The organism is Microbacterium caowuchunii, from assembly GCF_008727755.1.
Taxonomy (GTDB): domain Bacteria; phylum Actinomycetota; class Actinomycetes; order Actinomycetales; family Microbacteriaceae; genus Microbacterium; species Microbacterium caowuchunii.
Genome location: NZ_CP044231.1, coordinates 1,176,263 through 1,190,280 on the forward strand (window position 1 = coordinate 1,176,263; position 14,018 = coordinate 1,190,280).

General features: G+C 67.5%; 10 protein-coding genes. All 10 read left to right on the forward strand.

The features are described 5' to 3' along the window. Positions 1 to 6: 6 nt before the first annotated feature. The 10 genes from F6J84_RS05580 to typA all read left to right on the forward strand — a co-directional run bounded on the left by F6J84_RS05580 (position 7) and on the right by typA (position 13,962). The gene (locus tag F6J84_RS05580; RefSeq protein ID WP_150972063.1) at positions 7 to 1,617 is read left to right on the forward strand and encodes a peptide ABC transporter substrate-binding protein; all 1,611 of its coding nucleotides are present in this window, start codon (positions 7 to 9) and stop codon (positions 1,615 to 1,617) included. A gap of 159 nt (positions 1,618 to 1,776) precedes the next feature. After that, positions 1,777 to 2,706 carry an ABC transporter permease gene (locus tag F6J84_RS05585; protein WP_150892121.1) on the forward strand — a complete coding sequence of 310 codons (930 nt, stop codon included), beginning with the start codon at positions 1,777 to 1,779 and terminating at the stop codon, positions 2,704 to 2,706. Continuing rightward, the gene (locus tag F6J84_RS05590; RefSeq protein WP_150972065.1) at positions 2,696 to 3,643 is read left to right on the forward strand and encodes an ABC transporter permease; all 948 of its coding nucleotides are present in this window, start codon (positions 2,696 to 2,698) and stop codon (positions 3,641 to 3,643) included. The genes F6J84_RS05585 and F6J84_RS05590 overlap by 11 nt, the downstream gene beginning before the upstream one ends. Beyond that, positions 3,640 to 5,310, forward strand: a complete 1,671-nt coding sequence (locus F6J84_RS05595; protein ID WP_150972068.1) for a dipeptide ABC transporter ATP-binding protein — start codon at positions 3,640 to 3,642, stop codon at positions 5,308 to 5,310. Before F6J84_RS05590 ends, F6J84_RS05595 begins: the two co-directional genes overlap by 4 nt. A 38-nt stretch (positions 5,311 to 5,348) precedes the next feature. After that, positions 5,349 to 5,864 carry a PH domain-containing protein gene (locus F6J84_RS05600; protein ID WP_150972070.1) on the forward strand — a complete coding sequence of 172 codons (516 nt, stop codon included), beginning with the start codon at positions 5,349 to 5,351 and terminating at the stop codon, positions 5,862 to 5,864. 276 nt (positions 5,865 to 6,140) lie between these two features. Next, the gene (locus tag F6J84_RS05605) at positions 6,141 to 7,124 is read left to right on the forward strand and encodes an ABC transporter permease (RefSeq protein ID WP_150972073.1); all 984 of its coding nucleotides are present in this window, start codon (positions 6,141 to 6,143) and stop codon (positions 7,122 to 7,124) included. Beyond that, complete coding sequence (locus tag F6J84_RS05610; protein WP_238702607.1) at positions 7,124 to 8,062, forward strand: ABC transporter permease; 939 nt, start codon at positions 7,124 to 7,126, stop codon at positions 8,060 to 8,062. Before F6J84_RS05605 ends, F6J84_RS05610 begins: the two co-directional genes overlap by 1 nt. Next, on the forward strand, positions 8,059 to 10,161 hold the full coding sequence (locus tag F6J84_RS05615) for an ABC transporter ATP-binding protein (RefSeq protein WP_150972075.1): 2,103 nt from the start codon (positions 8,059 to 8,061) through the stop codon (positions 10,159 to 10,161). The genes F6J84_RS05610 and F6J84_RS05615 overlap by 4 nt, the downstream gene beginning before the upstream one ends. Continuing rightward, positions 10,158 to 11,876, forward strand: a complete 1,719-nt coding sequence (locus F6J84_RS05620; protein ID WP_150972077.1) for an ABC transporter family substrate-binding protein — start codon at positions 10,158 to 10,160, stop codon at positions 11,874 to 11,876. Before F6J84_RS05615 ends, F6J84_RS05620 begins: the two co-directional genes overlap by 4 nt. A 175-nt stretch (positions 11,877 to 12,051) precedes the next feature. Beyond that, entirely contained in the window at positions 12,052 to 13,962 is a 1,911-nt protein-coding gene (typA, locus tag F6J84_RS05625) for a translational GTPase TypA (RefSeq protein ID WP_150972080.1), read from the forward strand. The last annotated feature ends 56 nt before the right edge of the window (positions 13,963 to 14,018 follow it).

Genomic DNA, 14,018 nt, shown 5'->3' on the forward strand with positions numbered 1-14,018 from the left:
GGAATAGTGAAGCGCAGCAAAATCGCTCTCTCGAGCGTCGCGCTCGCCGGCGTGGGGGCTCTTGCTCTCGCCGGTTGCGCGAGCGGCGGGTCCGCCGAACCGACCGGCGACGCCGGCGCGGTCATCACGGCCAACGGTTCCGAGCCGCAGAACCCGTTGATCCCCACCAACACCAACGAGACCGGTGGCGGAAAGATCATCGATGAGATCTTCGCCGGCCTCATCTACTACGACGCCGAGGGCGAGCCCGTCAACGACGTCGCCGAAGAGATCGAGGTCGTCGACCCGCAGAACCTCAAGGTCACCCTCAAGGAGGGCCAGAAGTTCACGAACGGCGAAGAGGTCACTGCCGACAACTTCATCAACGCGTGGAACTACGGCGCGCTGCTGTCGAACGAGCAGCTCTCCAGCTACTTCTTCGAGGACATCGAGGGCTTCAGCTGGGACGAGGACTCGGAGCTCACCGGCCTCGAGCAGATCGATGAATACACGTTCACGATCGCGCTGAACAAGCCGGCGTCGGACTTCGCGCTGCGTCTCGGCTACTCCGCCTTCTACCCGCTGCCCGACGTCGCGTTCGAGGACATGGACGCGTTCGGCGAGAGCCCCATCGGTAACGGCCCGTACAAGCTGGCCTCCGACGACGCCTGGAAGCACGACGTCGAGATCAACCTCGTCAAGAACGAGGACTACACCGGCGGCCGTGAAGCGCAGAACGCCGGGCTCGACATCATCTTCTACGCCTCGCAGGATGCGGCGTACGCCGACCTGCTCGCCGGCAACCTGGACGTCCTCGACGCCATCCCGGACTCCGCACTGGCGACCTACGAGTCGGACCTCGGCGAGCGTGCCGTGAACCAGCCGGCCGCGATCTTCCAGTCCTTCACCATCCCGGAGCGCCTCGCGCACTTCTCGGGTGAAGAGGGTCAGCTGCGTCGTCAGGCGCTGTCGATGGCCATCAACCGTCCGGAGATCACCGAGACGATCTTCCAGGGCACCCGCACCCCCGCCAGCGACTTCACCTCCCCGGTCATCGCCGGCTGGTCGGACGACCTGACCGGTGCCGAGGTCCTGGAGTACGACCCGGAGAAGGCGAAGGAGCTGTGGGCCCAGGCCGACGCCATCTCGCCGTGGACCGGTTCGTTCCAGATCGCGTACAACTCCGACGGTGGACACCAGTCCTGGGTCGACGCGGTCACGAACTCGATCAAGAACACGCTCGGCATCGACGCGTCCGGAGCCCCGTACGTCGACTTCGCCTCGCTGCGCACCGACGTCACGACCGACGTCATCCAGACCGCGTTCCGCACCGGATGGCAGGCCGACTACCCGGGTCTGTACAACTTCCTGGGACCGCTCTACGCGACCAACGCGGGCTCGAACGACGGTGACTACTCGAACCCCGAGTTCGACACGCTGCTGAACGAGGGCATCTCGAGCACCGATCTCGGTGACGCGAACGCCAAGTTCCAGGCGGCTCAGGAGATCCTGCTGCAGGACCTCCCGGCCACCCCGCTCTGGTACTCGAACGTCAACGGCGGCTTCGCCGACACCGTCGACAACGTCGAGTTCGGCTGGAACTCGGTTCCGCTCTACTACGCGATCACCAAGGGCTGATCCCGAAGTATCGCACCCGCGAGGCGGTGACGATCAGTCACCGCCTCGCGGCTTGTCCATGTAAAGCTCGCGTCCGCGTCGAACACACGGCACGATGCTCTCAACGGATACCCGCCCGCGCCAACGCGTGGAGGGATCCCGTAATCGGAGGGAGTGAGGATGCTCGGATACATCCTCAGACGCATCCTGCAGTTGATCCCCGTTTTCCTGGGGTCGACGCTGCTCATCTATTTCCTGGTGTTCGCCATGCCCGGCAACCCCATCCTCGGCCTGTTCGGCGACAAGACCCCGAGCCCGGCGATCCTGGCAGCGCTCGAGGCGCAGTACCACCTGGACCAGCCGTTCATCGTCCAGTACTTCTACTACCTCCTGGGCATCTTCCAGGGCGACATGGGCGTCACGTTCTCGGGTCAGTCGGTCAACGACGTCCTGGGGCGCACGCTGCCGGTCACCGGGCGCCTCGCCGTCATGGCGATCGCGATCGAGTTCGTGCTGTCGATCATCATCGGTACCGTCTCGGCGCTGCGTAAGGGCAAGATCTTCGACAACGTGTCGCTCGTGATCTCGCTGGTGTTCGTCGCCATCCCGATCTTCGTCCTCGCCTTCCTGGCGCAGTACTTCCTGGCGATCCAGCTGGGCTGGTTCAAGCCCACGGTGGGGTCCCAGAACGACTGGGGCGATCTGTGGCTCCCGGCCCTCGTCCTCGGCGTCAGTCTCTACGCGACGAGTATGCGGCTCATGCGCGGCTCGGTCATCGACACGCTCAACCAGGACTGGGTGCGCACCGCCTACAGCAAGGGCCTGTCCCGGCGACGGGTCATCCCGGTGCACGTGCTGCGAAACTCCCTCATCCCGGTGATCACGAACTCCGCCACGAACTTCGGCGTGCTGCTGGTCGGCGCCACGGTGACGGAGGCGATCTTCAACGTGCCGGGGGTGGGCAACACCCTCTTCCAGGCGACACTGCGTCACGAAGGCCCGACCATCGTGTCGTTCGTCACCGTGTTCGTCATCCTGTACGTGCTGGTCAACCTGGTCATCGACCTGCTCTACGGTCTGCTCGACCCGAGGATCCGCTATGTCAAGTAATTCCGAACTGCCCACGCACTTCGTCGCCCCCGTCAAGGAGGCCGTCGTCACGGTCGACGCCGTCAAGGTGGACGCCAAGCCGGCGAGCCTCTGGGGCGACGCCTGGCGCGACCTCCGCAAGCGCCCGACGTTCTGGTTGTCGGTGCTCATCGTGTTCGTCGTGCTGCTCATGGCGGTCTTCCCGACGCTGTTCACCCTCACCCCGCCCAACAGCGACTGCCAGCTCGCGAACAGCAACGGGGGCCCGGCCGCCGGGCACCCGCTCGGCTACACGTTCCAGGGCTGCGACATCTGGGCCCGCATCGTCTGGGGCACGCGCACGTCGCTGGCCGTCGGTCTGATGGCCACCCTCATCGGTTCCACGATCGGACTGATCATGGGCGCCCTCGCCGGTTTCTACGGCGGATGGCTGGACTCGGTGCTCTCCCGCATCGGCGACATGTTCTTCGCGATCCCCTACATCCTGGCCGCCGTGGTCGTGATGAGCGTGTTCGCGAACTACCGGAACGTCTTCACTCTGGCCCTGGCCATCGGTGGCTTCGCGTGGGCCTCGACCGCCCGCGTCGTGCGAGCCGAGGTACTCCGGGTCAGACAGGCGGACTTCGTGACGGCATCGCGTGCCCTCGGGCAGTCGCGCTTCCAGACCCTGCTCTCGCACGTCATCCCGAATGCCATCGCCCCGCTGCTGGTGGTCTCCACCCTCAGCCTGGCCGCCGCGATCGTCGCCGAGGCGACCCTGGCGTTCCTGGGCGTGGGTCTCGGATCGAGCACCATGTCCTGGGGGGCGGACATCAGCCAGGCGCAGCAGTCCCTGCGCGTCGCGCCGATGGCCCTCATCTACCCGTCGATCGCGCTGACCATCACGGTCCTCGCGTTCATCCTGCTGGGCGAACTCATCCGTGACGCCCTCGACCCGAGAGCGAGGGCACGCCGATGAGTGGCACCGCCGCACAGCCGCTGCTGAGCATCCGCAACCTGCGTGTCGCCTTCGACACGCAGGAGGGCAGCCGTGAGGTCCTGCACGGAGTGAACCTGGACGTCTTCCCCGGCGAGACCGTCGCCATCGTGGGGGAGTCCGGATCGGGCAAGTCCACCACCGCCTCCGCGGTCGTGAACCTCCTCCCCGGGACCGGTCACGTCACCTCCGGCAGCATCACCCTCGACGGGCGCGAACTGACCGAGCTGACCCCCGGTCAGATGGAGAAGGTGCGCGGGCAGGACATCGGGTACGTCCCGCAGGACCCCATGTCCAACCTGAACCCGGTGTGGAGCATCGGCTTCCAGGTCAAGGAAGCCATCCGGGCGAACGGGATCGCCTCGGGCCGGCAGGACGTGAACGCCCGCGCCATCGAGGTGCTGAAGCAGGCCGGTCTCGCCGACGCCGAGAAGCGTCTGCATCAGTACCCGCACCAGTTCTCCGGCGGGATGCGGCAGCGCGCCCTGATCGGCATCGGACTGGCGGCCGACCCCAAGCTCCTGATCGCCGACGAGCCGACCTCGGCTCTCGACGTGACCGTGCAGCGGGTGATCCTCGATCACATGGCCTCGCTCACCCGTGAGCGCGGCACCGCCGTGCTGCTGATCACGCACGACCTCGGCCTTGCGGCCGAGCGTGCGTCGAAGATCATCGTCATGCAGCAGGGCGAGATCGTGGAGGCGGGGCCGAGCCGCGAGATCCTGCAGAACCCGGTGCACCCGTACACGCAGCGACTCGTCGCGGCAGCGCCCTCGATCGCGTCCCAGCGCATCCAGGCGGGCGCCGAACGGCGCGGCATCGAGACGGTGGACGACCTCGCCGGTCTTGCTCCGACCGTCCGCGTGACGGACCTCGTCAAGGAGTACAAGATCCGCCAGGGCGGGTTCCGCAGCGAGCCGTTCCGTGCCGTCGACGCGGTCTCGTTCGAGATCCCGCGGGGGAAGACGCTCGCGCTCGTGGGCGAGTCCGGATCGGGCAAGTCCACCGTCGCCAAGATGGTGCTCAAGCTCGAGGAGCCGACGTCCGGTTCCATCGAGATCGACGGGACGGACATCGCCAAGCTGTCCAACCGGGACGCCTTCGCGCTGCGCCGGCGGATGCAGCCGGTGTTCCAGGACCCGTACGGTTCTCTCGACCCGATGCGCAACATCGGGAACACGATCGCCGAGCCGCTGAACATCCACAAGGTGGGCGACCAGTCATCCCGCCGGGCGCGTGTCCGCGAGCTGCTGGACCAGGTCTCGCTGCCGCAGGAGCTGTCCACGCGGTACCCGAACGAACTCTCCGGCGGCCAGCGCCAGCGCGTCGCGATCGCCCGCGCGCTCGCGCTCAAGCCCGACATCGTCGTTCTCGACGAAGCGGTCTCGGCCCTGGACGTGCTCGTCCAGGACCAGATCCTGCAGCTGCTCGCCGAGCTGCAGGCGGAGCTCGACTTGACGTACCTGTTCATCACGCACGACCTCGCGGTCGTCCGCGTGGTGGCCGACCTGGTCGCCGTCATGGAGCGGGGCCGGATCGTGGAGCAGGGGACCGTCGACGAGATCTTCGCGAATCCGTCCCAGCAGTACACCCGGCGTCTGCTGGACGCCATCCCGGGTGCCTCCATCCCGCTCGGAGGCGCGCTCTGACGCGGAAGGTCTATCGGTCGTCGTCGGCGACCGCCGGGGTGATCATCTCGGCGGTCGTCGCGGCATCCCTCCTCGGAGACGCCTTCGTGCGTGCCGGCATCGGCTCGACGCTGCTGCTGGCCCCGTGGGTGCTGCTCCTGCTCTGGGCCGTGTACGTCCTGCTCTTCGCCTCCGCCGTGACGACGGACGTGTCCGGGATCACGGTGCAGAACTTCCTGCGGCGCACCCGCGTGCCCTGGGGCGCGGTGGACGACATCGTCCTGCGCTACCAGCTCATCGTCACGACCAAGGACGGCAGTCGGGTGACGTGCTTCGGCGGCCCGGTCTCGGGACGCTCGCGTCGGCTGCCCGGACGGGACGACGGGAACCGGATGCCGAACGCCCTCCGGGACCTCGATCTGATCCGGGCGGACTGGGAACGGGCGCTCGACGGGGACGCGGCGGCGGGACCCGTCGCGCGCAGCTGGGACCTCCCGGCGCTCCTCGCGCTGCTCGTCCTCGTTCTGGGCGCGGTTGTCGCAACGGTCATCGTATCGGGGTCCGGCTCAGCGTAATGCGAGTTATCCACAGGATGTGACGAACACTTTGCGGAATGGGCCCGCAGTGTTACGTTCGTGGAAACTGTACGTTCCCCCGCCGATCGACGATGATCCGGAGGACTAGGGTCGCACCGATCGGGTGAACGGAACGTGGCAGTATCGGCGTCCCGCGACGCCGGTGCCACATCCCCCCCACCCCCCGAAGGCCCCACACGATGACGTTGTGCCCCCTGTCCTTGCGCGCCCGGAAGTCGCGCCGATGACCGTTCCCGTCCTGCACCGGACGATCGCGTGATCAAGTACCTCGCCCGCCGCACGGCCGGCTGGCTGGCGATGATCTTCGTCGCGACGAACCTCGTCTTCTTCCTCGCCTGGGCGTACCTGGACCCGCGCAGCAACTACGTCGGTCGACGGCCGCCGCTCAGCGAACCGCAGATCCAGGCGCTCCTCACGCCGCGCAACCTCAGTGACGCCACGCCTCTCATCGAACGCTGGTGGACGTGGCTCTCCGGGATCGTGACGCGATGGGACTGGGGTGTGAGCCCGGTCGGCCAGTCGATCAACGAGCAGATCTCCTACCGCATCTGGGTCAGTGCGGAACTCGTGCTCGGAGCCACCGTCATCACCACGGTCCTCGGTATAGCCCTGGGCGTCTACACCGCATCTCGCCAGTACAAGCTCGCCGACCGGATCGGCACGGCGACCTCGATCATCACCCTCAACGTCCCCATCGTGGTGGCGGCGCTCGCCATCGTGCTGATGGCCATCAGCGTGAACGGCGCGCTCGGTGCGCGGATCTTCTACGTGACCGGGGCCGCGAGCCCGGGCGTGAGCGGGTTCTTCAACGTCCTCGTCGACTCGCTCCAGCATCTGATCCTGCCCACCCTCGCCCTCGTGCTCGTCGGATACGCCGGGATCCACTTCCTGCAGCGCTCGCTCCTGCTCGACAACATCAAGGCCGACTACGTGCGGATGGCGCGGGCCAAGGGCCTGACCAAGCAGCAGGCGATCCGCCGGCACGCCCTGCGCACCTCGCTCATCCCGGTGACCACCCAGGTCGCCTTCTCCGTCCCGGCGATCTTCACCGGCGCGATCCTGACGGAGTCCATCTTCGGATGGCGCGGCATGGGGCAGTACTTCACCCAGACCCTGTCCACGAACGACGTGTACGGAACGGTCGCGATCGCGGCCTTCGGCGCTGTCATGACGGCGATCGGCGCACTGCTGGCCGACATCGCCGTCGTCATCCTCGATCCCAGAGTGCGAGTCAGCTGATGTCCATAGCCGAGATGGTCGATCCCCTCGAGCACGGCGACAACCTGCCCCTCGAGCCGGACGAGCCGCGCGCCCGTCGCAAGCGCTTGTCGAAGGTGCAACTGTACGGCCGCCGCTTCGCGCGGAACCGCACGGCGGTCGCCGGGGCCGTGGTCTTCGTACTGATCGTGCTCTTCGCCCTGCTCGGGCCGTTCACGCAGCAGTACGACCACGTCGAGCTGGACTTCCTCGCGCTGAGCGACGCGCCCTCCGCCGAGCACTGGTTCGGTACGAACAACGCCGGGAACGACCTGTACGCCCAGGTCGTCGTGGGGTTGCAGCGCTCCCTCATGATCGCCCTGACCGTGTCGCTCGGCACGACGGTGCTGGCGGCTCTGGTGGGGACGACGGCCGCGTACTTCGGCGGCTGGTACGAGCGGCTCGCGCTGCTCGTGATCCACTTCCTGATGGTCGTGCCGACCTTCCTCGTCCTGGCGATGATCTCCAACGACTCCGGCGGGGACTGGCGCATCATCGCCGTGATGCTGATCTTCGTCAGCTGGTTCTTCACCGCACGCACGATCTGGACGCTGTCGCTGTCGATCCGTGAGCGCGAGTACATCGCCGCCGCGCGGTACATGGGCGTCGGCGGGTTCCGGATCGTGCTGCGCCACATGCTGCCGAACATCGGGTCGCTGCTGATCATCAACTTCACCCTGGGTGTCGTCGCGGCGGTGCAGGCGGAGACCGGGCTCTCCTTCCTCGGGTTCGGGGTCAAGGCGCCCGATGTCTCCCTCGGCTCGCTCATCGGCGTCGGCTCCGCGACGATCACGAGCTCCCCGTGGCTGTTCGCCTTCCCCGCGGCCGCACTCACCCTGCTGACCGTGTCGATGGCCCTCGTCGCGGATGGACTGCGCGACGCGCTGGATCCGACCTCCGCGGCGGGAGGACGCGCATGACCGTCCCCGTCCTGTCCGTTCGCGACCTCAACGTCAGCTTCCCCTCCGAGGCCGGCCGGGTAGACGCCGTGCGCGGAGTCTCCTTCGACCTCCTGCCCGGGCGCACGCTCGGGATCGTGGGCGAGTCCGGCTCGGGAAAGTCGGTCACCTCGCTCGCCGTCATGGGTCTGCTCGACGACAACGCGACCATCACCGGATCCGTCGTCTTCGACGGCGAGGAGCTGATCGGGAAGACCGATCGGCAGATGTCGCAGATCCGCGGGAACGGGATGGCGATGATCTTCCAGGATCCGCTGACCTCGCTCACCCCGGTCTTCACGATCGGCGATCAGATCGTCGAGGCGCTGCAGACGCACAACCGGATCTCGCGCCGTGCGGCGCAGGCGCGGGCGGTGGAACTGCTCACGCTCGTCGGCATCCCGCATCCCGCACGCCGGCTCAAGGCGTTCCCGCACGAGTTCTCCGGCGGTATGCGCCAGCGCGTCGTCATCGCGATCGCGATGGCGAACAATCCCCGGCTGATCATCGCGGACGAGCCGACGACGGCGCTGGACGTGACCATCCAGGCGCAGATCCTCGATCTCATCGGCACGGCCAAGGAGGAGACGGGCGCTGCGGTCATCATGATCACCCACGACATGGGGGTCGTCGCGGGCACCGCTGACGACGTGATCGTCATGTACGCGGGCAAGCCGGTCGAGCAGGCCGTGGTCGGCGAGCTCTTCGCCGAGCCGCGGATGCCGTACACGATCGGCCTGCTCGGAGCCATCCCGCGCATCGACAAGTCGGAGAAGGCGCCGCTCATCCCCATCGAGGGCAACCCGCCGATGCTCATCGACGTGCCCGAGCGCTGCCCGTTCGCGCCGCGTTGCCCGATCTGGGTGGACGCCTGCTGGCAGACCGAACCGGCGCTGCTCCCGGTGTCCACCGGCGGGGGAGCGCACCGCGCCGCGTGCATCCGGGCGGACGAGATCTCGAACCGCCGGATCGACGGGGCACCGGTGTTCCTGCCGCCGGTGATCCCCGAGAGCGAGCTGGTCCGCATCCCCCGGGAGGCTCGTCCCATCACGCTCGAGGTCGACAACCTCCAGAAGACGTTCCCGCTGCTGAAGGGCTCCCTGTTCAAGCGTCGGGTGGGGGACGTGCACGCGGTGCGGGGTGTGAGCTTCGACATCCGGGAGGGCGAGACCCTGGCGATCGTCGGCGAGTCCGGGTCGGGCAAGACCACCACGCTGCTCGAGATCATGGATCTCGTCCCCCAGGAGAACGGCGACATCCGGCTCGGCGGCCGCAGCGTCTCGGACATCTCGCGGGGCAAGGACGTCCGCGACGTCCGGAGGGACATCCAGATCGTCTTCCAGGACCCGATCGGCTCGCTGGACCCGCGCATGACCGTCGCCGACATCATCGGCGAACCCTTGCGGGCCATCGGCACGCCGCGACACGAGGTAGACGAGCGCGTCGACGAACTGATGGCACTCGTGGGCCTCGACCCGGCGCACAGCGACCGGTTCCCCTCGGCCTTCTCCGGTGGGCAGCGCCAGCGCATCGGCATCGCCCGCGCACTCGCGACCAATCCCCGGGTCGTCGTACTCGACGAGCCGGTGTCCGCGCTGGACGTGTCGATCCAGGCGGGTGTGATCAACCTGCTCGACGAGCTGAAGATGAAGCTCGGCATCTCCTACCTGTTCGTCGCCCACGACCTCTCGGTCGTCCGCCACATCGCGGACCGGGTCGCAGTGATGTACCTCGGCACCTTCGTGGAGTACGGGGATGTGGACGGCATCTTCGACGACCCCCAGCATCCGTACACGCAGGCGCTACTGTCGGCGATCCCGATCCCGGACCCCGAGAAGGAGCGCTCGCGCGAGCGGATCGTGCTCACCGGAGATCTGCCGAGCCCCACCGAGGACCCGCCCGGCTGCCCCTTCGTCTCCCGATGCCCGCTCTATCAGGAGCTCGACGAGTCCCGCCGGGTGCGGTGTCGCGAGGATCGCCCCGCCCTCGTCGCCACCTCCCCGGATCACGCCAACGCCTGCCACTACCGGCAGCCGCAGACCCTGAACAGCAACACCATGAGAGAAAGGAGCACTCCATGAGAGTGCAACGAAAGATCGTCGGGCTGTTCGCCGGCGGAGCCGTGCTCGCCCTCGCGCTCACCGCATGCGCGGGCGGTGGCGGCGGAGGCGCGTCCGACGGCGGCGGCGAAGGTGGAGAGGCCACCACGATCGAGGGTGCCGACTACAACCCGCAGGCCAGGGAAGACCTGCAGGAGGGCGGCGACGTCACCTTCCCGATCAGCGAGATCACCCCGCAGCTGAACGTCAACCACTCCGACGGGTCGGTGGACACGGCCCGGATCTGGGAGTGGTACAACCCCCAGACGATCCTCATGTCCCCCGAGGGGGAGGTCTCGGCGAACCCGAACTACCTCACCGACTGGACGACGGAGGAAGTCGACGGCAAGACCGTGGTCACGTACACGATCAACCCGGAGGCCGTGTGGAACGACGGCACGCCGATGACATGGAAGTCCTACGAACAGACCTGGATCGCCAACCGGTCCATCGACGAGGGCTACGTGCCCAACACCACCGACGGGTACTCGCTCATCGAGTCCGTCGTCCAGGGCGACGACGAGCGCCAGGCGGTCGTGACCTTCTCGCAGGTCTATCCCTGGACGGACGGCCTCTTCTGGCACATCCTGCACCCCGCGGTGAACACCCCGGAGATCTTCAACGAGGGCTACCTCGGCGACCCGCACCCCGAGTGGGGCGCCGGGCCGTTCACGATCGACGAGTTCGACGCGAACGGCGGGACGGTCTCCTTCGTGCCGAACGAGAACTGGTGGGGCGACGCTCCGCTTCTCGAGACGGTGACGTTCCGCCAGCTCGACGACACGGCCATGCTCAACGCCTTCCGTGCCGGCGAGATCGACTACGCCGACAACCTGACCGCCGACAACCTCGCACAGGTCGAGGACATGGACGGCATCGAGATCTACCGTTCGCAGCGCACCTCGACGAACCTGCTCGAGATCGACGCGACGAAGCCGCAGTTCTCCGAGCTGGAGGTGCGCGAGGCGATCTTCAGGGCGATCAACCGCGATCAGATCAAGGACGTCGTGTGGAACAACCTCAACTACACCGAGCCCGACTCCGGCTCGCTGCTGCTGTTCCCCTTCCAGGACGGCTACGAGGACGCGCTGACCGAGGCGGGCTGGTCCTACGACGTGGATGCGGCCAACGCGCTCCTGGACGACGCCGGCTGGGTCGCGGGTGACGACGACGTCCGGGAGAAGGACGGCGTCCGCCTCGCGGGCGTGCTGCCGGTGTTCGGCGACGATCCCATCACCGAGGCGCGTGCCCGTGTCGTCCAGTCGCAGCTGGCCGAGATCGGACTCGACCTCGAGATCGACATCCGCCCGTCGCAGGACTTCTCCAGCGACCTCACCACGAAGAACTGGGATCTCGTGATGCTCGGGTTCTCCTCGAGCGACCCGTACGGCGTCGCCTACATGTGCCAGCTCTACTGCTCCGACAGCGGGCTGAACCTGTCCAGCACCGGCACCGCGGAGATCGACGAGCGGATCGCGACGGAGGTCGCGGCGCTGCCCACCCAGGACGAGCAGACCGCCGCCGGCATCGCGCTGGAGTCGGAGATCATGGCCGAGACCTGGGGCATCCTGCCCCTGTACGCCGGACCGTGGATCGCCGCGGCGACGGAGGGTCTCGCCAACCTCACGCCCGAGACCTACACCGGTCTCGACCTGTTCGGGCTGCAGCCCGTCGAGAACGTGGGATGGATGAAGTAGGCCGTCCGAGACGGCGGCAGCGGGCCCGGGGGAGCGATCCACCGGGCCCGCTGCCGTGCGTGCGGACGGACCCGGGAGGACCCCGATCGGGTCCTCTCGGGGTGCTCGCAGCCGCCTGCGGTAGGGTGGACCGTCCGGAATCCCGGAAAAAACCTCCACTGCAAGGAATCCCCGTATGGCGCGCGCCCTCCGCTCCGATCTGCGAAACGTCGCGATCGTCGCTCACGTTGATCATGGCAAGACCACCCTGGTTGACGCCATGCTGCGCCAGACGGGGTCGTTCGGCTCGCACGAGCACATGGAAGAACGCGCCATGGACTCGAGCGACCTGGAACGTGAGAAGGGCATCACGATCCTCGCCAAGAACACGGCGATCACCTACAACGGCAAGCACTCCGACGTGCCGGTCACGATCAACGTGATCGACACCCCCGGTCACGCCGACTTCGGCGGCGAGGTCGAGCGCGGCCTGTCCATGGTCGACGGCGTGGTCCTGCTCGTCGACGCGAGCGAGGGCCCGCTCCCGCAGACCCGTTTCGTGCTGCGCAAGGCCCTCGAGGCGAAGCTGCCCGTCATCCTGCTGGTCAACAAGACCGACCGTCCCGACGCGCGCATCGCCGCCGTCGAGGAGGAGAGCCAGGATCTGCTGCTGGGTCTCGCCTCCGACCTTCAGGACGATGTCCCCGACCTCGACGTCGACGCGCTGCTCGACGTCCCCGTCGTCTACGCCAGCGGTCGTGCGGGCGCGGCGTCGCGCAACCGTCCCGCCGACGGCTCGCTCCCCGACAACGACGACCTCGAGCCGTTGTTCGAGGCGATCCTCCAGCACGTGCCGGCACCGTCGTACGACGACGACGCCCCGCTGCAGGCCTGGGTCACGAACCTCGACTCGAGCCCGTTCCTCGGCCGTCTCGCGCTCCTGCGTGTCTTCAACGGCACGCTGAAGAAGGGCCAGACCGTCGCCTGGGTCCGTGCCGACGGCACCCACCAGAACGCCCGCATCACGGAACTGCTGAAGACCCGTGCGCTCGAGCGCTACCCCGCGGAAGAAGCCGGACCCGGTGACATCGTCGCGATCGCCGGCTTCGAGGACATCACGATCGGCGAGACCATCGCCGACCCGGAGGACGTCCGTCCGTTGCCGATGATCCACGTCGACGACCCCGCGATCTCGATGACCATCGGCACCAACACGTCTCCGCTCGTCGGCAAGGTGAAGGGGCACAAGCTCACCGCCCGCATGGTCAAGGACCGCCTCGACCGGGAGCTCATCGGAAACGTCTCGCTCAAGGTCGTCGACATCGGACGCCCCGACGCGTGGGAGGTTCAGGGTCGCGGCGAGCTCGCCCTCGCCATCCTGGTCGAGAACATGCGTCGTGAGGGCTTCGAGCTGACCGTCGGGAAGCCCCAGGTGGTCACGAAGAAGATCGACGGCAAGGTGTACGAGCCCTTCGAGCACCTCACCATCGACGTCCCCGAGGAGTACCTCGGTGCGATCACGCAGCTCCTCGCCGCCCGGAAGGGCCGGATGGACAACATGACGAACCACGGCACCGGCTGGGTGCGCATGGAGTTCGTCGTCCCCTCGCGCGGCCTGATCGGTTTCCGTACCGAGTTCCTCACGACCACCCGTGGCACCGGTATCGCCAACGCGATCTCGCACGGCTACGAGCCCTGGGCGGGCTCGATCGTGACCCGCCAGAACGGATCCATCGTCGCGGACCGTTCCGGTGTCGTGACCCCCTTCGCGATGATCGCCCTGCAGGAGCGCATGTCGTTCTTCGTGCAGCCGACGCAGGAGGTCTACGAGGGCATGGTGATCGGCGAGAACTCGCGCGCCGACGACATGGACGTGAACATCACCAAGGAGAAGAAGCTCACGAACATGCGTGCAGCGAGCTCCGACACGTTCGAGTCGATGACGCCGCCCCGGCAGCTGTCGCTGGAGGAGAGCCTCGAGTTCGCCCGCGAGGACGAGTGCGTCGAGGTCACCCCCGAGGTCGTCCGCATCCGCAAGGTCGTCCTCGACGCGACCGAGCGCGGCCGCGCCACGGCACGTCTCAAGCGCCAGGACGCCAACGTCTGATCCTCGGCTCCGGCCGTAGCGCATCCGCCGTCCGCTCCCACCTCGCGGGGGAGGGC

Coding starts and splice junctions, on each gene's coding strand:
- F6J84_RS05590 (WP_150972065.1), top strand. CDS start 2,696: ATGTCAAGTAATTCCGAACTGCCCACGCACTTCGTCGCCCCCGTCAAG.
- F6J84_RS05585 (WP_150892121.1), top strand. CDS start 1,777: ATGCTCGGATACATCCTCAGACGCATCCTGCAGTTGATCCCCGTTTTC.
- F6J84_RS05595 (WP_150972068.1), top strand. CDS start 3,640: ATGAGTGGCACCGCCGCACAGCCGCTGCTGAGCATCCGCAACCTGCGT.
- F6J84_RS05620 (WP_150972077.1), top strand. CDS start 10,158: ATGAGAGTGCAACGAAAGATCGTCGGGCTGTTCGCCGGCGGAGCCGTG.
- typA (WP_150972080.1), top strand. CDS start 12,052: ATGGCGCGCGCCCTCCGCTCCGATCTGCGAAACGTCGCGATCGTCGCT.
- F6J84_RS05615 (WP_150972075.1), top strand. CDS start 8,059: ATGACCGTCCCCGTCCTGTCCGTTCGCGACCTCAACGTCAGCTTCCCC.
- F6J84_RS05610 (WP_238702607.1), top strand. CDS start 7,124: ATGTCCATAGCCGAGATGGTCGATCCCCTCGAGCACGGCGACAACCTG.